At 62.2% G+C, this 20,859-nt stretch carries 12 protein-coding genes and 1 pseudogene; 3 read left to right on the forward strand and 10 right to left on the reverse strand.

Annotation, left to right across the window (positions count from 1 at the left end):
• Positions 1–7: 7 nt before the first annotated feature.
• The 3 genes from DMX06_RS23410 to DMX06_RS23420 all read left to right on the forward strand — a co-directional run bounded on the left by DMX06_RS23410 (position 8) and on the right by DMX06_RS23420 (position 2,395).
• On the forward strand, positions 8–790 hold the full coding sequence (locus DMX06_RS23410; protein ID WP_110739563.1) for an aldolase: 783 nt from the start codon (positions 8–10) through the stop codon (positions 788–790).
• Positions 791–823: 33 nt separating this feature from the next.
• Complete coding sequence (locus DMX06_RS23415; protein WP_110739564.1) at positions 824–1,714, forward strand: dihydrodipicolinate synthase family protein; 891 nt, start codon at positions 824–826, stop codon at positions 1,712–1,714.
• A gap of 123 nt (positions 1,715–1,837) precedes the next feature.
• On the forward strand, positions 1,838–2,395 hold the full coding sequence (locus DMX06_RS23420; RefSeq protein ID WP_110739565.1) for an RNA 2'-phosphotransferase: 558 nt from the start codon (positions 1,838–1,840) through the stop codon (positions 2,393–2,395).
• A 153-nt stretch (positions 2,396–2,548) separates the two neighbouring features.
• On the opposite strand, the gene DMX06_RS23425 is transcribed toward DMX06_RS23420, so the two are convergent.
• The 10 genes and pseudogenes from DMX06_RS23425 to DMX06_RS23470 form a co-directional block, all read right to left on the reverse strand.
• On the reverse strand, positions 2,549–2,821 hold the full coding sequence (locus DMX06_RS23425; RefSeq protein ID WP_110739566.1) for a DUF3077 domain-containing protein: 273 nt from the start codon (positions 2,819–2,821) through the stop codon (positions 2,549–2,551).
• A 27-nt stretch (positions 2,822–2,848) separates the two neighbouring features.
• Complete coding sequence (locus tag DMX06_RS23430) at positions 2,849–3,112, reverse strand: hypothetical protein (protein WP_110739567.1); 264 nt, start codon at positions 3,110–3,112, stop codon at positions 2,849–2,851.
• A gap of 554 nt (positions 3,113–3,666) precedes the next feature.
• Entirely contained in the window at positions 3,667–4,161 is a 495-nt protein-coding gene (locus DMX06_RS23435) for a pentapeptide repeat-containing protein (protein ID WP_181427888.1), read from the reverse strand.
• Between the two features lie 80 nt (positions 4,162–4,241).
• Positions 4,242–4,841, reverse strand: a complete 600-nt coding sequence (locus DMX06_RS23440) for a hypothetical protein (protein WP_110739569.1) — start codon at positions 4,839–4,841, stop codon at positions 4,242–4,244.
• A 593-nt stretch (positions 4,842–5,434) separates the two neighbouring features.
• On the reverse strand, positions 5,435–5,674 hold the full coding sequence (locus DMX06_RS23450; protein WP_110739570.1) for a hypothetical protein: 240 nt from the start codon (positions 5,672–5,674) through the stop codon (positions 5,435–5,437).
• A 42-nt stretch (positions 5,675–5,716) separates the two neighbouring features.
• Positions 5,717–5,965, reverse strand: coding sequence for a hypothetical protein (locus tag DMX06_RS23455; protein WP_110739571.1), 249 nt, complete (start codon positions 5,963–5,965; stop codon positions 5,717–5,719).
• A 238-nt stretch (positions 5,966–6,203) separates the two neighbouring features.
• Positions 6,204–6,533 carry a hypothetical protein gene (locus DMX06_RS23460; RefSeq protein WP_110739572.1) on the reverse strand — a complete coding sequence of 110 codons (330 nt, stop codon included), beginning with the start codon at positions 6,531–6,533 and terminating at the stop codon, positions 6,204–6,206.
• A 71-nt stretch (positions 6,534–6,604) separates the two neighbouring features.
• Positions 6,605–6,928 (reverse strand): hypothetical protein, encoded by a 324-nt coding sequence (locus DMX06_RS26195; protein WP_146232235.1) that lies wholly within the window; start codon positions 6,926–6,928, stop codon positions 6,605–6,607.
• An 8-nt stretch (positions 6,929–6,936) separates the two neighbouring features.
• A complete protein-coding gene (locus tag DMX06_RS23465) occupies positions 6,937–20,646 on the reverse strand; it encodes a hemagglutinin repeat-containing protein (RefSeq protein WP_110739573.1) in 13,710 nt (4,569 codons plus the stop codon).
• 23 nt (positions 20,647–20,669) lie between these two features.
• Positions 20,670–20,859, reverse strand: a pseudogene (locus DMX06_RS23470) (ShlB/FhaC/HecB family hemolysin secretion/activation protein); the annotation flags it as partial.

A 20,859-nucleotide genomic window follows, 5' to 3' on the forward strand; every position in this document is an offset into this window, starting at 1 on the left:
GATCCCCATGGCCAACACCCTTACCCTCAGCAAAGACCAGCTGGTGCAAAAGGCACTGACACAGATGCAAGGCTCGCTTGCCGATAATACGTGGACTGTGCGCGAAAAGCTGGCCCTGACCTGCCGAATTCTCTTCGACAACGGCCACGACTCTGGCCTGGCAGGGCAGATCAGCGCCCGCGGCCCACAGCCGGGCACCTTCTACACCCAGCAACTAGGCCTGGGCTTCGACGAAATCACCGCCAGCAACCTGCTGCTGGTCAACGAAGACCTCGAAGTGCTCGAAGGCCAGGGCATGCCCAACCCGGCCAACCGCTTCCACAGCTGGGTGTACCGCGCCCGCCCCGACGTCAACTGCATCATCCACACCCACCCCACCCATGTCGCCGCGCTGTCCATGCTCGAAGTGCCGCTGCAGGTCTCGCACATGGACCTGTGCCCGCTGTACGAGGACTGCGCGTTCCTCGAGGCCTGGCCGGGCGTGCCGGTGGGCAACGAGGAAGGCGAGATCATCAGCGCCGCCCTGGGCGACAAGCGCGCCATCCTGCTCTCGCACCACGGCCAGCTGTCCACCGGCACCAGCATCGAGCAAGCCTGTGTCTATGCCCAGCTGATCGAGCGCGCCGCGCGCCTGCAACTGCTGGCGATGGCCGCCGGCACCATCAAGCCGATCGCCCCGGAACTCGGCCGCGACGCCCACGACTGGATCGACCGGCCCAAGCGCCACGGCGCCGCCTTCAACTATTACGCTCGGCAGGCCCTGCGCCAGCACGCCGATTGCCTCGCCTGACCCCACCTTGCCTTGCTTGCGGAGCCACGCACCATGACCACTCGATTCCACGGCATCATCGGCTACACCATCACCCCGTTCACCCAGGACGGAGAACAGCTTGACCTGCCGGCCCTCGGCCACTCCATCGACCGCCTGATCGACGGCGACGTCCACGCCATCGCGCCGCTGGGCAGCACCGGCGAAGGCGCCTACCTGAGCGACGGCGAATGGCAACAGGTCGCCCAGTACAGCCTGGAGCGCATCGCCAAGCGCGTGCCGAGCATCGTCAGCGTCTCCGACCTGACCACCGCCGGTGCCGTGCGCCGCGCCCGCTTCGCCCAGCAGCATGGCGCCGACGCGGTGATGGTGCTGCCGGCGGCGTACTGGAAACTCAGCGAGGCCGAGATCGTCCAGCACTACCGCACCATCGGCGCGGCCATCGATCTGCCGATCATGCTCTACAACAACCCGGCCACCAGCGGCACCGACATGCCGGTGGAGCTGATCCTGCGTATCGTGCGCGAGGTCGACAACGTGACCATGGTCAAGGAGAGCACCGGCGACATCCAGCGCATGCACAAGCTGCAGTTGCTCGGCGAGGGCCAGGTGCCGTTCTACAACGGCTGCAATCCGCTGGCGCTGGAGGCCTTCGTGGCGGGCGCCACGGGCTGGTGCACGGCGGCGGCCAACCTGATTCCCGAACTGAACCTGCGGCTGTACCAGGCGGTGCAGAACGGTGAACTGGAACAGGCCAAGGCGCTGTTCTACCGCCAGCTGCCGTTGCTCGACTTCATCCTCAAGGGGGGCTTGCCAGCGACCATCAAGGCGGGCCTGGAGATGACCGGGTTACCGGTAGGTGAACCGCGTCGGCCGGTGTTCGGGCTGGATGCCCAGGGCCGTGACCAGCTGAAGGCGCTGCTCGACGCCTTGCGTCAGGGCTGACATCAGCGACGAACCTGTGGGAGTGCGCTCTCACAGGTCATCCACACGCTTGAGAACTCAACCCCAAACCCGGAGAATGCCCCCGACCCAAACGACCAGAAGCCATGGAAAAGGACCTTTCCAGTGAACCAGAAACAACGCGACGCCCTCAGCAAGTTCCTCAGCTACGTACTGCGCCACGCCCCCGAATCCATCGACCTGTCCCTCGACCGCGACGGCTGGGCTGATGTCGACGCGCTGATCCACGGCGCCGGCCGGCAAGGCCACGCTTTCGACCTGCACGCCCTGCGCGAAGTGGTCGAGACCAATGACAAGCGCCGCTTCACCCTCTCCGACGATGGCCGCCGCATCCGCGCCGCCCAGGGCCACAGCAGCGCCCAGGTCGAAGTGCGCCACGTCGCCAAGACGCCACCCGCCCTGCTCTACCACGGCACCGCCAGCCGCTTCCTGGCCTCCATCGAAGCCCAGGGCCTGATCCCCGGCAGCCGCCACCATGTGCACCTGAGCGAGGACCCGCAGACCGCGTTGGCGGTGGGCAAGCGATATGGTCAGCCGGTGCTGCTCAGGGTCGATACCCAGGCCATGTGCGCAGCGGGAACAGTGTTCTATCAAGCGGATAACGGTGTCTGGCTGGTAGACCAGGTGCCGCCGGCACATCTGTCACGCCAAGCAGAGAAATAAGCCCAACCCGTCCCCCTGTAGGAGCGGCCTTGTGTCGCGAAAGGGCCGCAAAGCGGCCCTGGCGATCTTTGCATCAATGCTGAATCCTGGGGCTGCTACGCACCCCTTTCGCGACACAAGGCCGCTCCTACAGGGGAATGTGCAAGCCTGGGACTAATGCGCCATCCCCAGCTCCGCATCATCCATCAGCGCCTTGGCCAACGCACTGAGGTAATGCGCCGCCCAGACCATCCGCGGGTCTTCGTCCATCACCCCGACCAAGGTCAGGTGCCGCACATAGTCCATCAGCTCCGACGCCTGTTCGCGGGCATGCTGGCAAGGGATGCCAGGCTCGATGCAGAACAGCGGTTGGGCATCTTTGCCCTCGCCCTGGTGGAAACGGGTCTTGCCCGGAGTGACCGGGGTCTTGCCATCGTCTGTGGTCATGATCGATCTCCCTGAAAACGTCGTCGGCTAGTGCAGCGTGCGGGGCTCGCTCGGCGCTTGGGCCAAGTTCTGCACCTGGGTCAGGGCGGATTCGAGCAACGTGCGCACCGCCTCCATCTCGTGGGCGGCGGCCAGCATCAGGATCGCGCCGGGCGACCGGGGTTTGAGCTGCACAGCCTGGTTGGCCACCGTGAGGGCGCAGAAGGCGTACTCGATGGCGCGTACCAAGGTGTCTTCGAGGAAGTGGGCGTGGTCTTGGGGGGAAGGTGGATCGGGGACAATCTTCAGCATGCTCGTACTCCAACAATGGTTGAGGGTTGAGCTGTCAGCTGAGCTGCTGTCAAACAGTCGGGTGGCAGCTGTACGCGGGTTGACAGACCGAGATTGTTGGCACTCGGCGCACACTAGGTGCCCACACGTACAGCCGCCATTGAGCGAATGCACACGAGGACAACAATCGACGGTCTGTCAAAACCGACCGCTGAATTGGCAGCGGCTGGCCGAGACTAGAAGCCGGGGTGGCCTGGGGCAAGGGCTGAAAGGCGGTAAAAGCATGCTTCGGAAATGGACTACAAGGAATAAGGAAATTCCGATTCATCGAAACCAATACAGACTGTCGAAACCAGGAAAATTCCACCGACTCACTGCACCCATCGCAGCTGTCACTCCTGCCCTTTCAGTGAGTTGTCCACGTACATCAGCATCACCTATTCACGCCAATATGCATGAAAAAAGGGGGGACGAATCTATCCTGCATGTTCCGGTTCTTGCCCACACTGGCTCACAGGCTCGACATGCTTGGCATATGCCACGGAACGTTTGAGCGGGCGCGCTTCACATCTGTCTCATTTCCCCTCATCCCTTCGCCGGACTGCGCCCTGGGCGACAGGCTCGAATCCTGCCGGCCATCGAGTACTGTCGTCGAACATGGCCAACAGGAATGCTGCCTTCTCTATCCTGCTCACGCGTAGATCAGCTCCGCACAGATTGCTCCCATTGAATACAGCCCCTCCGATATCAGCCTCTGCCAGGTTTGCACCGCACAGGTCGGCCCCACTGAAGTCGGCGAAGGCAGCCAGCGCCCGAGAAAGATCTGCATTGCGCCGCCGGGCGCCATTGAACAGGGCATTGGCCAACGTCGTCCCTCGCATGTCGGCTGCGCTCAGATCCGCCTCGATGAACGATGCGTTTCTGAGATCGCTACCAATGAACGTCGTCGCCTTGGCATCCAGGCCGTCGAACTGCGCCCGGTGCAATGAAAGGCCATCGAAGTTGGCGCCGGGAAATTTGTCTTGGTCAAACACCCGGCACTCTCCCGTTTCAAAGCACAGTGAGATCATCTCGGCACATCCAATAATTATCGCTTCCGGCGACCTTTGCGGCCGCCTGAGAAACAGTCTGAGCATACAACCTGCTCTGCCTACGCCTTATACAACGAACTAAAATGCTGACTGACAGGCCTACTCTGCAGCACTTGGAGCAAAGAAAAATCCAAGCTATCAGACACCACCAGCCCTCGCCTCAGCCCAACGGGAAAGTCCTCAAGCGTGGCGTACTCTCCTGGCACTAAAAACCTGAAGTAATCACCCATCGCAGTATCCCCACCATACCCTTCGGGGTAGTCTTCACCCGCACGGCTACCCTCCACGGCGTGATACACAAATAACCCCTTGTTAAAGGCAAGGTTAGCCTCGCTATAATTCAGTCGTTCTTCCAGGTCATTTTGCAGTGCGCTTACCACACTGGCTTTCGACTTGCCTGGCCAGCGCCAGGCAGAGTAAAGATCCACTGCAAAGCCACCCTGTTTGGCTGGCGGGTATTCAGAATATTCTTGGGACTCCTGCCAAATAAATTCGCTTATTGAGTCCAGTACCCCCTCTACCCCTTCCAGCCTCAGCAGTACCTCGGGAATGACACCGTAGCAATTATTCACCATGACTGCAATTCGACCGAGTTTGTCCATGGCGAACCAAGTGAATACCGTTCCAAAACCAGGAATCCATTTCTCATTCAGCCTCATCGCCATGCCTCCAAAAACAGACTTAACCCTTATTTTTCAGGTAATACAACATTTACACTACCGACAAAATGATGTGCTCATCATTAAGCCCACACACTCAGAAATCAGATCAGGTGGAATAGATCCGCCACCAGCCCAACTCTATTCTTCGAGGCACTCTACCAGCCCTCAAGCCCCTGCCTGCTCTACGGCATAGGTGGTGAAACTATTCTTACCTTCTTCCAAGTACAATCGCTTGCATCGGGGGCACCGGTAAAGTGTCATGGCAGTCACTTCAATCGCCTCATAGAATTCTTCCGAGGACATTGACCCCACATCCAGGCGCTCTGCAACCCGTTCGATAACAGACTCAGGCATCAATGTCATTTCATGATCTGACCAACCCTGTGACAAACTCATGACATACCACATCTACACAAGAACTTTGGCATTCTGCTTTTCCACTGCCTGGTCTATCGAAGCGTACCATCGCTAGGTTACACTACTTAAACCATTACTAAAAAGGCATGACATATAACACTGATACCAGTGCCAATACCTACACCCGCATTGGGTGCCCTGGGGGCCGTAAGCTCACTCCGTGAAGCATGCGGTCATATTCCATCCAGAAGCGCCTGAAGCTTTCGTGGATCAGCAATGCTGCCGAAGGAATAAATCCACGCTACGGGTAGAGAGAGATCTGGCGATTTCACCTTCAGATAGGGAACAAAATACTCAGCATCCAACAGATACTCCAGTCGTTTGCAGTCCTCGGCGCCCACAACATATACAAAAGGTCCCTGCTCAGGGTCCAGATGAACCTGAACCCGCTCGCCGGTTACAGAATCGATCATAAGTGACGTACCCCCTCTCTCTCTTGAATCCTTAGAGAATGCCTATAACTCGATGCTGTCGAGCAGTGCCTGAAGTTTTACAGGGTCGGCGACGGTGCCGAAATAGTATTCGCTCCCCCCATGAACACTAAGGTCTGGGCAAGGGCCCAACCAGCAGTAGAGCACATTGAATTCATCATCAAACAGATCCCGGAGTGCCCCACTGTCCTGAAATGAAAAAACTCTGATATACGGCCCATAACGGGGATCCATGAGAACCTGGACCCGTTGTTTAGTAATATCGTCAATCATTTTGCACTTCGTCGCCCGTTTAGCCATTTCAACTGATTTTTCACTTAACCTGCTCTCTAACCTTACCCGTATCGGTGATGAGAGCACCACCAAGCGCGCCCTTATCCCTGACCGAAAAAGGGGGAGAGATTTATTTTTCACTCTCTGATTTCGACTTGCCCCGCTTCCAGCACTAGACGTCCTCACTGAATCTTAAGCATCAAGCTTCGTCGCCGTCCTGGCCATGCAAAGGCAGAAATTAGAGTAGAAAAATAAATCTGTCCCCTTTTCTGCCGTCCCCTTTTCTGCCCAAAGCCTTGTCTCTACCTTGCCAGCGCCATGCCGAATACAAGTCCACCATAAAGCCACCTTTCTTCAAAGGTGGGTACAACCGAAAGACCTGAGACTCCTCCCACATGAACTCACTGATGGCGTCCAGCATTTCCTCTGCTCCGCTCAGCGCCAAGAGCACTTTTGGAATATCGCCAAAACAATTGTTGACCATGACCGCAATTCGACCAATTCTGTCCATGGCCAACCACGTGTATATAGTACCGAAGCCAGGCTCCCATTGTTCATCAAGGCTCATTACCGGCCATCTGCATTACTCAACTACATAAACCGGACACACCACCGTTTTTTTCAACTGTTACAGATCCTTCAATCAAGTGGATGTTCTCTTACATAGGCTTGCAAATCCTCGAATGCTATACCTGGCGCACCTGCCGCCAACCACAGCTGGAACTCTGCAGGATAGGGTGATAGCACTTGGCCGTCAGCGACTTGAGGCTTCGTCACCTCTCCATACCGCGTGACAAATCTGAGATGCGTTACAACAAGCACCCAGATCCTTCTCAGCTCAGGGGATTCCGGTACCCCCTGTGAAGCATCGGTCAGGTACGGAGACTCCCCCTCGACGAAAGCGAGAAGATCACCCGCCCTGCCCGCCTTAATCAAAGCATGAATCAACTCAGTCTTTTCCATAATATTCTCTAATACCGGAAGCTAACCGAATAACTTGATGTCACCTCGACATTCTTGAAACCAAGCGAGGACATTGTTTTACCTAAAGGAGTACCCCATACCGCCTGATCAGCTGGCAAACCTGCGTCCCGGGCAGTTTGGTAGGCTTGTCGATTGTCATTTCCCAGCGTCGCGGATACCTGCTTAACACGTGTCGGCCCGACCTCTTCAATCGCCCGAGATATCAGTTCCGTGCCAATACCCCTACCCTTTACGGTTGTGCCATACCAGTCTATGAACAAACCCGTTTCTGGTGCATAACGTGCCACTAAGTCGGTGTGCGCAAACTTGCTATCCACTATCTCACCATTCTTATCGAACTTCTGACGCGCTGACAACTCAATCTCCAGCGCGCCATTAGGCTTGTTGACTATACTGGTGTCAAAATTTATACCACTTCTATCTGCAGGTTTAAAATCGTAGCCAGCATTTTCATTGAACACCAGCCCTGGGTTTTGCTGATGCTCCGGGGTGACATAAGCTCCAGTACCTGATTGCCCATCAAGCTGTTTGCCGCCTGTATGCGGAGTCACTGCCACCTGCCCGCCTTCTGCAAATCCCCCGCTGGATGGGTTCTGGCGATTTTTCTCAGCCAGCATCCCTTCGTAGATTTTCGCCCGTGGGTCAAGCTCATGGATCGGCAAGGCGGGCGTACCAAAGACAAGGCCCGAGAGCACCACCATCAACTCCGCTCTCTTACTCATGTCCGTAGTGGATGCCTCAATGGCATCGAACATGCTTGATGCGGCGGCGCGCATATCCGCTTGGCGCTCTGGCGAGCCCTGACTCAAGCTTAGTGACACACCAAGCCCCGCAACCAAGGCCGCACCCACTGCAGCAACGGGCACGAAGTTCGCTCGCCCATCTTTTTGATGATTGGCGGAATCCAAGACGGCCAACACCTTCAGGGCCGCTTGTGGGTCGTTACCTGCCAAGTCGATCAGGCGCTGGGCAACCGCGTCGAACTCTTTACCCGATGAGCCCTGGGTAATCCTGCCTAGAACGGTATTAACCACCGCGCTACGTGTTTCTTCGTTGCGACTGCCCAACTGACGAGTGAATGCAGCCATGCCCACGGCAAGACTCACCGCATCGGCATCAACCCCTGCGCCCAGTGCTTTTACAGTCAGGAACAGGTCACCCAGTTGCTGCAAGGCCTCTTCACTGTTCTCACCATACTTGGCCGCACTCTTCTGCCACTGCTCCAGGGTTTTCTTCGGGTTCAATACCGCCTTGACAGAGGTATCCGACACATACAAATCAGTACGCGACTCGCTGTCCCGAGTGATCTCGTAAGCCTTGTCCAGATCCCGATTCAGCCCGGCTACCGAGTCCTTGCCAGTCTCTGCATCCTGGCGCACGGTAACCTCACCAGCACCCACGGTGGCACGGACAATTTGCTCACGGTCCTTTTCATATTCCCAGCCACTGAGGTTGCCGTGGGTTTCGGACTTGCCGCCGCTTCGCTGCGACCAACTGCCGCCAACGTTGAGGTAATAACCGTGCTCCTTGTCCTTGCCGGCGATATCGCTGTAGCCCAGCGTGCCGGTGTCGAGCTTGAGGTTGCCATTGTCGGCGGCGATCAACGCGCCATCGAGCTGGGTGTGGTGTTCGGTGCGAATGTCGACCTTGTTCCCACCGGTGATGCGTGTCTGGTCCTGGACCCAGTTGGTCTTGCCGGTCGTCTGTCCGTAGCCCACCGAACCGCTGACACTGGCGCCGACACCCACGGATACCGTCGCACTCAGGTCGAACTCCTTGCCCTCGACCTTGCCGGTATCCGCTACGGAAGCGACCTTGAGATCGCCTCCCACACGGCCGATCACCTCATCGCCACGCATCTGCGCGCCGGCGATGGTGGTGTCCTTGCCGCTGCTGAACTTCAGCTGGTCCCCGGCATACAGGAACGCCTGTTGCTGCTGCTCGGCCTCGCGCTTCAGGTCGCCCTTGCCGATATCGACACTGGCGTAGAAACCGACCTTGCCCTCGCCAAACGCCAACCCCGCCTCGCCACCACCGTTATGGCGGGTGTTCTGGCTGTTACTGTCGTTCTGCGCCGAGCGGATGTTGATGTCATTGGCCGCGGCAATGTCGATATCGCGCCCGGCACTGACCTGACCGCCGACCACGTTCACGTCACGGCGGGCATCGAACTTGACGTCACGACCTGCGTTCAGCTGGCTCGCGGTCGAAGTACCCTGGACACTGTCCTGGTCGGCAACGCCATAGCTGCCACCTGCCCCCAGCTTGATCCCGCCAGTGGTTCCGCCATGGATACCGCCCCAGCTCTGGGTCTGCTGGTTCTCCTGGCTGAAGCTGCCCTTGGCCACATCGAGGTTGATATCCCGACCACTGATGCTGATGTCCCGACCCGCCTGCAACTGCCCGCCCTTGATGGTGACATCGTTGCCGGCCTTGACGTTGATGTCGTGCCCGGCATCCAGGGTTGAGCCACGCTGGCTCTCCTCGACCACCCGCTCGCGGCTGCCTTGCTTGGTGGTGCCAAGCTTCACATCGGCGGTAGGCCCGGCAAAGAACTGACTGACAGCGTCGACTGCACGCAAAGTGCTGGAGGTCTGGCTGACACCGTTCTCACCTTTGCCGGCGCCTTCGAGCGCATCCTTGGTTTTACCCAGGTTATGGTTGATCGTGACCCCTAGCCCCTGGCTCTTCTGCTCGCGCTCGTGCTCCACCAGCAAGCGCTCGCGGGCGGCATCGATGTTGATATCGCGGCCGGCATCGAGGTTGATGTCGTGCTCAGCCTTGAGGTCGGAGCCGGTCTGGTTGATATCACGTCCAGCACGAATACCCAGGTCCTGCCCGGCCTTGACCTGGCTGGCCGCCGCCAATTGCTGCTCGAGGCGGTCCTTGGCCTTTTGCTGTTCGCTGCCGAGGAACACGCTGACGCCATTGTCATCGCCGGAGACGCCGAGGCCTGTGCGTTTCTCGCTCGACCACTGGTGCTCGCTGTGCTCGCTCTGCGCAGCGGCAACGTTCACGTCGCGCCCGGCGTTGAGGCTTACGTTACGCCCGGCCGAAATACCGCTGCCGATGACGTTGATGTCGCGCTCGGCACTCAGGCTCGCGTCCTGCCTGGCCGTAAGCTGGCTGCCGACGCTGGTACTGCTCTGCGCCTCCTGACCGGCCTTCTTCGCCGACGCCACGGAAACAAAACCGCCCGACACCGACAGCCCCGTCTTCTTCTTGTACTGCTCCGAATGGCTATAGGCCGTGTCATTGGCCGACACCAGGTTGACGTCACCCTCCTTGTCGATTAACCCCGCACGCAGCTCGACGTCCTTGCCGGCATTGGCCTCACTGGCGCGCAGGCGCACATCGCTGCCTGCGGCGATGACGATGTCGTTGCCGGCATCCAGCTCGCTGCCGACCTGCGTGGCCTGGGTCTGCAGCTGGCTCTTGCCGCTCTTCGACAGCCCCAGGAAGCCGGACTTGGTCTTCTTGCTGTACTCGCCGTGCTCCTCGACGCCGGACAGCACCGCCACATCACCTGTGGCACCGAGCATGACATCGCCGCCGGCCTTGAGCTGGCTGCCGATCACCGAGACATCGCGGCCACCGTCCAGGGCGATGCCGCCGCCGTCCTTCTTGCTGACGTTGACGGTCAGGTCGCCACCGGCCTCGATCACCGAGGCGACGTTGGTGCTGTGGTAGCTCTCTTTCTGCGTCGAGCTGCTGCGACCGAACGAGCCCTTGCTCTTCTTGAGGTAGTAGGACGCACTTTCGTCCTGGGCGGAAGCGATGGTCAGGTCGCGCTCGGCGTCGATGTCGACATCGCCCTTGCCCTTGACCTGGCTGGCGACGATGGCCATGTCCTGGCCTGCGGACAGCGAGACGTCGCCACCGGCCTTGACCGTGGTCAAGACCTGGGTGACCTGGTCCTTGGACTGGGTGACTTTCTTGCTGCGGCTGAAGCTGTGGGCTTCGTTGGCAGCGGAGGTCAGGTTCAGGTCCTCGCCCGCGGCCAGGGTAAGGTTGCGGCCCGCATCGATCTGGCTGGCCACGGCGGTGAGATCGCGGCCGGCGCCGATGCTCAGGTCGCGGCCGGCCTCAAGGCTGGCGCCATGTTGCTGCACTGTGCTGCTACGCTGGGATCCGCTATAGAACCCCTCGCGCTGCTCGACCGCCAACAGGCTCACGTCGCGGCCGGCACTGAGCGACAGGTCCCCCTCGCTCTTGATCACGCCACCGATGTTCTTGATGTCCTGGCCGGCCTTCAGGGTCAGTCCATTGGACGCTTCGATGCGCGCAGCGCTGTCGAGGTAGTCCCATTGGTTGGTCACACCGCCATAGGACATGGCATGGCGAACCTGGTCGCGCTGGTTGATGATGTCGCCGTTGACCGCCGTGAGGCTCACATCGCGCCCGGTGATGATGCCGCCAGCGCTGTTGCTCAGGTTGTTGCCGGCCAGCAGTTCCAGGCGCTCTCCGGCCTGGACCAGGCCGGTGTTGACCAGGTTGTTGCCGGCAGTGGCGGACAGGTTGCGGCTGGCGCGCAGAGTACCGGCGTTGGTCAGGTTCTCGCCGGCGATCAGTTGTACGTCCTGGCCGGCGATCAACGCCCCGTTGGGTGCCAGGCGGTTGTTGGCCTGGGCCAGGTAGAGCACCGGGACCAGGACTTCCTCGCCGTTCACCTGGTGTTTTTCCATCCACACGATGTCATGGGTCAGCGCCGCGACCTGGGAGGCCGTCAGGCCTACACCCAGGCTGAGCTGGAGCTGGTCCTTGCTGCGGATGGCGTTGTCCATCAGGTACTTGAACAACTGCTCGCCGGAGGTCTGGCCATCGATGAACTGTTGGCCGGTACGCGCTACCACCGCCTGCTGGATCAGGCGCTGTTCGTAAAGACCATCGCCCAGGCGCTTCCAGCTCTGGTCCGGGTCATAGCCCAGGTTGCCGAGCAGATAGTCGGAACTCATGAACTGCTTAAGGTCGGTGAGGACCGGGTTGGTCTCGATCAGGTACTTGTGCGGCTTGCTGGCGTATTGATTGCCTGGCGTCGGGGTCACGCCGGGAATACGTGGCATGCCACTGATACCCAGGTTACTGACAGCACTCAGCTCGCGCCCTGTCGCACCGAGGAAACGTTGAGGCACCTGGGCATCCACAGACGCACCGACCGGTGCAAGCACACCAATACGGCTGGCTTGCCCGGTCAAGGTGCTGGCTTGATGGCCGACACGCTCAATCTGGGAATCGGAAATGCTTGTAGATACAGCATCGCCGGCTTGCAACATTCCCGTACCGACCGGAGGCGCCAACGCTTCACGCTGTCTTGTGGAAATCGCAGACGTCCCAAAGGACCAGCTTGGGGATGAAGCCATTGCCGAGTTCCCGCCCTCCCCACTCAGTCGGAACAATCCATTCTGTCCGGTAGGCAACGTAAAACCACCTAACGTCAACGGATTGACCTGCTGGTGAGCAAGATCGGGAGGGAGCTGCGCATGTACCGAAACCAGAGTACTTCCCGTGGCGCCAGGCAGCACCGGATCGAAAGGCTTGGCCACCGGGCTGCCGATGGCCTGGCTCTGTTGGATGACGCTGTTTGTCAGATTCTGCGCGGCATTGATCTGCACGCGGCCACCTGCTTGCACGACCGCGTTGATGACGCCAGCCTGCCCAGGCAAGGCAACGGTACGCGTATCAAAGAAGTTCTGGACCTGCGCCGGCAACGCAACGCGAATGCCGGAATTGTAAGTCGGGGCAACATTCAGAAAGCCCACGCCGTGTCGCCAGCCCCAGCTATTGATCCACCCCAGGCTGAATGACTCTTCGTAGGCTTGAGGCGAACCGGAAATTCTCGGGACGGCAACAGACTCATTCCATCCGGCATCCCAGTGCCTGAAGTTGGCCACGGGCCCACGGGCCCATCGGGAGTTCAGGTTGGTCATGGTATAGCCGGGATCATTTGCGGCATTGTACTGGGCAGCCGCAGCAAGCCAGTCCCGCCCGCCAACACTTACGTTAAATGACTTGAGCGTCTTGAACGAACCAAAGCTCGTCCCGACGTTGTTGAACGTGGTGAAGTCAGCGATCAGATCACCGCTTGCCGACATGATCGAGTTTGAGTTGGTGAGGGCTTGCCCCTCCATTTGCAGGCGACCACCCGCTGCAATCATCGAGGCGGGTGTATCGGTTTCGAGCGTGGTCTCAAAAGACTCCTGCAGTACGTAATGGCCCGAGGCACGTGCGGTGGAGCGCATGCCGATCGCCCCCGAGATCAAACGATCAATAGTCTTGATGAACTCCTTCCGGTTATTGATCGTCGCAGCGTGCAGGGACATGTCCCCGGCACTTTCCAGACTGCCGGAAACGTTCTCCAGCAGCGTTGCCCTGCTGCCTGCCCCATCCCGCGCCACCGTCAACCCACCCAGGCTGTAAACATCCCCGTAGAAGTTGGTCAGGCTGTCGGTATACAGCTGCATGTCCCCGCCGCTGAACAGCAGCCCATGGTCATTGAGCAGGCTGCCGCTGGTCACCCGCACCAACTGGTTGCCACCCAGCGTCCCCAGGTTGTTCAGGCTGCCGGCATTGACCAGCAGATCGCCCGCCGTGCTCAACCGCCCCTGGTTGCTCAACAGACCCGCAATATTGATCGTGGTGTTGCCCACGCCCGTGACGCTGCCATTGGCGCCCAGGGTCATCTGCGCCGCGCTCAACCCCAGCGTGCCCAGGCTGCTGACCCGGCCATTGCCGCCATAGCTGCCGCCCAGGTTCAGGCTGAGGGTACCGTCACTGGCAATCAGGCCATCGTTGCTCCAGTTGCCGCCGTTGCCCACCAGGCTGTCGAGTGCCAGCAACTGGCCGCCTGCAGTCTGGGTGAGGTTGTTGACATTGACAGTCAGGCGCCCGGCCTGGATCACGCTGGCGTTGGTCCAGCTGTCGGCGGTCAGGGTCAGCCCACCGCGGGTGCTGAGGCTGCCGCCGGCGCGGGTGAGGTTGGCGGTGTCGATGTCGAACACGCCCTTGCCCGCGTGCAGCACCTTGCCACCGACGTTCTGCAGCAGGCCGGCGCCGAGGGTCAGGTCACTGCTGCCGATCTCCACCTGGCCGTTGCGGTTGTCGAACAGCCCGCCAATGGCGAACTGGCTCTGGCCGCTGGTGCCCACGGCACGCAGCTGCCCATCCTGGTTGTCCAGGCTGGCGGCGGTAATGGCCAGGGTGCTGGCGCTTTCGACGACACCGCCGCGGTTGTCCAGGGCGCCGCTCAGCCCCAGTTCGATGCGCTGGCCGACCATCTCGCCACGCGTGTCGCCACCGTTGAGCAGGCTGGCGCCGGTGACCTTGAGCAGGCCGCTGGCGGAGATGCCGCCGTCGCGGTTGTCCAGCTGCCCGGTGCGGATCAGCGCATCACCGCCCAGCGCCGCGATGCGCCCGCCGTGGTTGTCGAGGCTGGCGCTTTGCACATCGATGCCCAGGGCCTGGAGGACGCCGCGCTGGCCATTGGCATCGCTGCCGTTGCGCAGCACACCGGTGGTACGCACGCCCAGCGACTGCTTGAGGCTGGCGAGGATACCGCCGCGGTTGTCGAGGGTATCGGCGGTGACGGTGAGCGCGCCATCCTGGGCGATCAGCTTGCCGCCCTGGTTGTCGAGCACGCCAGCGGCCTGCACGGTGAGCGCGCCCTTGGCCTGCACGGTGCCCTTGGTGTTGTTCAGGCTTGCCGCCAGCAGGCTCACGTCACCCTGCTGGCTGTAGATCAGGCCATCGCCCGTGTTGCTCAGCGCCCCGCTGCTGTCGAGCGTGAGCGGGCCACTGGCGGCCAGGGTGCCGCGCTGGCTGTTGTCGATGCTGCCGGCCAGCACCTTGAGCAGGCCCTGGCTGGCGATCTGGCCAGCCTGGTTGTCGACCAGCCCGGCGCGCTGGATCAGCAGGTCCTTGCCGGCGAACAGCGTGCCCTTGCGGTTGAGTAAATCGCCGAGCAGATCGAGGGTCAGGGCGCCCTGGGCGGCGAGGTTGCCGTCGTTGTTGTTCAGGCTCGCGGCGGTCAGGCCCAGGTCCTGGCGGGTGGCCACGCGACCGCCGTGGTTGTCGAGGGCACCAGCGCTGATGACCAGTTTTTCACCGGCATCGATCAGGCCGCCTTCATGGTTATCCAGTGCCGCCGTGATGGTCAGCTGCTGGCCGCTGCCGCTAGACAGGATGCCCTTGGCGCTGTTGTCCAGGCTGTCGGCCTTGACGTCCAGGCGCTGCTGGGCGACCAGCGCGCCACCGTCGCTGTTGCGCAGGGCGCCGGCCACGGTCGCCTGCACGGCGCCGGAACGGCTCGACAGGGTGCCCTGCTGGCGGTTGTCCAGGCTCTGGCCGGTGACGGTCAGCCCTTTCCAGCCCGAAACCAGGCCGTTGCGGTTATCGATGGCGCCGCCAGTGATGGCCAGGGTCTGTTCGCTGATCAGCTTGCCGTCACGGTTGTCCAGCTCGCTGACCTCCACGCGCAGGGCCTGGGCGGTGGAGATCTCGCCGCCCTGGTTGGCCAGCTTGGCCAGGTTGGCAAGGGTCAGTGGGCCGGCGGTGGTGATCAGGCCGGCGCCGTTGTCCAGGTCGGCGCCGAGCAGGTCCAGTGCAAGGCTGCTGCCAAGCAGTTTGCCGCCGTGGTTGTCCACGCCCTTGCTGGTGAGTGCGAGCGCGTCCTTGGCTTCGATGCGGCCACCGTCGCGGTTGCTCAGCAAGCCCTCTACGGTCACCTGCAAGCCACTCTGGCTGGTCAGGGTGCCGCCGCTGTTGTCCAGCACACCGGCATGAACCTCCAGCGACTTGCCACCGATCAGGCCCTTGAGGTTGTCCAGGCGCTGGCTGATCCGCAGTAGCAGGCCCTGGTCACTGAGCAAGCGGCCGTTGCCGTTGTCCAGTTGCTCGGCGGCGAAGGTGAACGCTTGCGCGCTGGAAATCTCGCCGCCCTGGTTGGCCACGGTCTTGAGGTTGTCGAGCACCAGCGACGGTGCGTTGATCAGACCGCCACGGTTGTCCAGGTGGCCATGGCCCAGGTCGAGATGGACCGAGGTGTCGCTGAACAGCTTGCCGCCCTGCTGGTCGAGGCCGGTGACCGTCGCGCTGAGTGCTTCGCGGCTGCCCACGCGGCCGCCGTCGCGGTTGTCCAGCTGGCCGGCGTGCAGGTCGAGGGTGCGGTTGCTGCTGATGCTGCCCTGGCGGCTGTTGTCCAGATGCCCGGTAGTAATGGCCAACGCGCCCTTGCTGGCAATAACACCCTTGTCAGTGTTGTCCAGGCTGGCGCTGGCCAGGGTGATATCGCTGTCGCTGAGCAACTCGCCAGCCTTGTTGAGCAGCGCGCCCGTCGTGGTCAGCTTCAGGCTGCCGGCGCTGTCCAGTTTGCCGGTGCTGTTGTCCAGGCTTTGCGCGGCCATCAGCAACTGGCCCTCGGCGCTGATCAGCCCGAGGCGGTTGAGCGCCGCGCCGGTCAGCGTCAGGGTCATGTCCCGCTGGCTGGTCAGGCGGCCACCGTCGTTGTCCAGGGTCAGACCGGTCAGGGTCAGGCCGGTCTGGGCCTCGATACGTGCCTTGTTGCGGTTGAGCAGCGCCTGCAAGGCGAGGGTCATGCCCGTGCCGGCGACCAGCAGGCCGCCGTCGCTGTTGTCCAGCGAGGTGCCGGTCACGCCGACGGCGGCCTTGCCGGTGATCTCGCCGCCACGGTTGTCGATGCGATCAACTTCCAGGGTCAGCGCGCCGTTGCTGCCGAGCAGGCCCGCCTCGCGGTTGTCCAGCTCGCCACCCTTGACCTGCAACTGCTCCAGGCTGACCAGCGAACCTGCGGTATTCAGCAGCGTGGCGGCCTCGATCTCACCACGGCCCTTGCCGGAAATCTTGCCCTTGCTGTTGTCCAGGATCTTGGCGTCGAGCTTCAGCGAGGTGTCGCCCACCAAAGTGCCCTGGCGATTGTCCAGGCGACCGTCGATGGCCAGGACCAGGCTGGCGCGACTGCTGACTTCACCTTCGCGGTTGTCCAGGCTGGCGGCACGCAGGTCCAGGCCCTTGGCCGAGACCAGCCCCTTGGTATTGTCCAGTGCCTGGGCAATACGCACCGTCAGAACCTGATCGCTGACCAACTTACCCTGGCGGTTGTCCAGCGTACCGGCCACCAGCGTGAAGCCTTGCGGGCTGACGATCTCGCCGCGCTGGTTATCGACGCTGCCGAGGTTGTTCAGCACCAGCACCGGGGCCTTGATCAGGCCATGGTTGACCAATGCGCCCTGGCCCAGGTCGAGGGTGATCGAAGCCTTGCTCAGCAGGCGCCCGGCCTGCTGGTCGAAACCCGTGGCGGTCAGGTTCATTGCGCCATCGCTGTCGATGCGGCTGTCTGCGCCGGCATTGTTGACCTGGCCAGCCTTGATGGTCAGGCGGTCGTTGCCGACCACATGGCCACTGTCGCGGTTGTCCAGCGTGCCGGTGGCGATATCCATGGCTCCCTGCGCGCCGATCTCGCCGGCACGGTTGTCCAGGCTGGCGCTGCGCAGGTCGAGGGTGCCGTCGGCGGTGATCGAACCGCGCTGGTTGTCTACCTTGCCGATGGTGGCCAAGGTGAGCTTGCCGGCGCTGCTCAGCTCCGCGTCGCTGTTGTCGAGGCTGGCGGCGCCGATATCGAGGTCACCCTCGCTGGTCAGCAGCCCCTTGCCGTTGTCGAGCGCCTGGCCCAGGCGCAGGCGCGCGCCCTGCTCGCCGGATACACGCCCGTCGCGGTTGTCCAGGGTCTGGCCCTCAAGGGTCAGTTGGCCCTTGCCGCGCAGCAGGCCCTGGGCCTGGTTGATGACCTCGGCCACCGTCAGCGACAGGTCGGTGTCGGCCAGGACCTGGCCGCCGGTGTTGTCCAGGTGCTGGCCGGTCAGGCTGAGCGCCTTGGCCGCGGACAGCTCGCCGCCACGGTTGTCGACGTTGCCCACGGTCAGGCGCATGCCCTGCCCGGCGCCCAGCACGGCGCCCTGGCGGTTGACCAGCGAATCGCCCTTGAGGGTCAGCTTGCCGTCGGCGGACAGCTTGCCGCCGAGCTGTTCCAGGTGCGTGACCTGCCCATCGAGATCGCCGCCGCTGGTCAGGCTGCCACCGCTGTTATCCAGGTGCGCAGCCACCAGGTCCAGGTTGCCCTTCGCACCGAAGATGCCGAGCTGGTTGAGTAGTTCGGTGCCATTGAAGCGCACCCCGGCCTGGCCGCTGACCAGGCCCTGGTCGCGGTTGTCGAGGTGGTCAATGGTCAGCGTCATCGCGCCATCGCCCTCGATCTTGCCGCCGCGGTTGTCCCAATGCTGGCCGTGCAGGGTCAGCAGGTCCTTGCCCTGCACCCGGCCGCCACGGTTGTCCAACTGCCCCGCGTCGATATCAGTGGCACCCTGGCCATTCACCAGGCCCTTGGCCTGGTTGTCCAACAGGCCGGTGACCTTGGCGGTCAGCGTGCCATCGCTGAGCAGCTTGCCTTGCTCGCGGTTGTCGAGGCTGGCAGCGTTCAGCGTCATTGCCTTGCCGGCAGCCAGCACACCTTGGCGGTTGTCCACCGCCTGGGCGACCACCAGCTCCAACGCATCACCCGTGACCGTGCCCTCACGGTTGTCGAGGCTGCCTGCCTTTAACTGGCCGTGGCCGGTGCTGGAGATCTCGCCGTGCTGGTTGTCGATGGCTGCGCGGGTGGTCAACACCAGGCTGGACTTGCTGGTGACCACGCCGCCCTGGTTGTGCAACGTCAGGGCCTGGATATCCAGGCCGTCGGCCGAGACCAGGCCATCCAGGTTGTCGAGCAACTGGTCGAGGCGCACGGTCAGGGCCTGCTCGCTGTATAACTTGCCACCGGTGTTGTCGAGGCTGCGGCCCGTCAGGGTGAAGGCGCCCTTGCTGAAGACCTCGCCACGCTGGTTGTCGATATCGGCCATCTGGCGCAGACGCAGCTGGTTGGCGACGATCTCGCCGTCGCGATTGTCCAGGCGGCCATGATTCAGATCGAGGGTCAGCTCGGTGACACTGCTCAGGTGGCCACCTTGCTGGTCGAGCCGACCGACGTTGACGTTGACCGCCTGGTTACCGCTGATATGGCCGCCCTGGCCGTTGCTCAGGGCCTGGGCGGTCAGGTCGAGGGAGGCCTGGCTGGCGATGCGGCCGGTCCGGTTGTCGACCAGGCCCTGACTGGTGACGCTGATGCCCCGGTTGGCCAGGACCTTGCCATTGCGGTTGTCCAGGCTGCCAAGGTTCAGCGCCAGGGCATCCAGGCTGGACAGCTCGCCGGCCTGGTTGTCGAGTTGGGTCCAGGTGGCGTTTAGCGCGCCTTGGCTGGTGATCTGGCCACGGTCGCTGTTAAGCAGTTGCCCACCGGCCAGGGTCATGCGCCCGTCCGCGACAACCTTGCCCTGCTGGCGGTTGTCCAACGTTGCGGCGTTGATGTCGACATGGCGTCCGGCGCTAAGGCTGCCGCCCTGGTTATCCAGACGGCCGCCTGTAGTCAGCGTCAGGTCACCACTGGCGATCAGGCGCTGGTTGCGGTTGCCCGCGGCACCGGAGTTGATCCTCAGGTCGGCGTCGGCCGCGCGACTGCCATCGGCCTGTATGCCGGCCTGGATGCCCCCAAGGTTGCTCAGCTGGCCAGCTGCGTTCAGTTGCACCGAACCCGCCGCGGTCAGCCCCTGGCGGTTGGCCAGGTCACCGCGGCTTTCCATCCGCAACTGCTTGCCGGCATGCACCGGCCCCTGCGCATCGATACCGACCGCCTGGATCCGCACATTACCGTCCGCGCTGGCCTGGGCCATGCGCAACTGGCCATTGGCATCGAGCTGGATATCGCCGCCACTGGCGATCATCCGCCCATCAAGGCGCACACCGACACCGGCCTCGGTGCCCACCAGCCTCACCGCGCCGGCATACATGCCGCCCAGCGCGCTGGAGTCGATCGCCAGGCTCGGCTTGGCGCTGCCGTCGTCAGCACGCGCAGTGGCCGCCAGGGTGCGGGCATCGACATCGTTACGCCCGGCGACGATGGCCAGATTGCGGGCCTGGATCTCGGCGTTGATCCTGGTACTGCGGGCAATCAGCTCGAAGCTGTCGACGTTGCTGGCGTTGATCCCCGCCCCTTCGATGGCGATGTGGCCCTGGTCGACCTGGTAACGGGTCAGCTGGCCGCCCTCGATCACCGGCTTGCCGGTACTGAGCGTGGCCTGTGGCGTGTTGATGAAACCGCAACCATCGCAGGTGATGCCGTGGGGGTTGGCGACGATGACATGCGCCCCTCGCCCGGCCACCTCGGTATAGCCACGCAACTGGCTGGCGTTGGCGCCGTTGACCTCGTTGAGGATGACATTGGCCGCCTGGCCCTGCAGGTTCGGGTTGCCGAGGATGATCCCGCCCAACTGGGTGGCCTGGGTGCGGTCAGTGGCGTTGTTGAGGATCAGCCCTTGCTGGCCGACGTTGTAGTCGCTGAACTGGTTGTGCGACAGCCCGCTGCCGTTGGGCGCGGCGATGTTGATGATCGGCACGCCGTTGCCCGCCTGGCCGAGGCTGGTGCCCGGCCCACTGACCACCACGCCTTCGGCGGCCTGCGCCCACAGCGGCTGCCAGAACATGGCATTGGCCAACAGGAACGCCAGACCGCGCTTGGGCAGGCCGCAAAATTGCTCACGGGGCTGAACTTCGGCCGAGCGTTGGCGGGCCAGGAAGGCAAACAGGCGGACGTCCATGTCAGGTCTCGTGAATCAGGCGGTCAAATGAAGAAGTCCAGGCGGAAATACACCGGCCTTTCCTTTTCGGTCAGCACGTCGGGGCTTTCCAGGCTGTGGGCGAAGGTCACGCTGGCGGCCATGTGCTGGCCGCGGGCGAACAGCTCCAGCGAGTGGCTGCTGGCACGGCCGTGGTACTCGCCGTTGTAGCGATCGTTGCGGATCACCCCGAGG

This window comes from Pseudomonas mosselii (assembly GCF_003205295.1).
Taxonomy (GTDB): domain Bacteria; phylum Pseudomonadota; class Gammaproteobacteria; order Pseudomonadales; family Pseudomonadaceae; genus Aquipseudomonas; species Aquipseudomonas mosselii_B.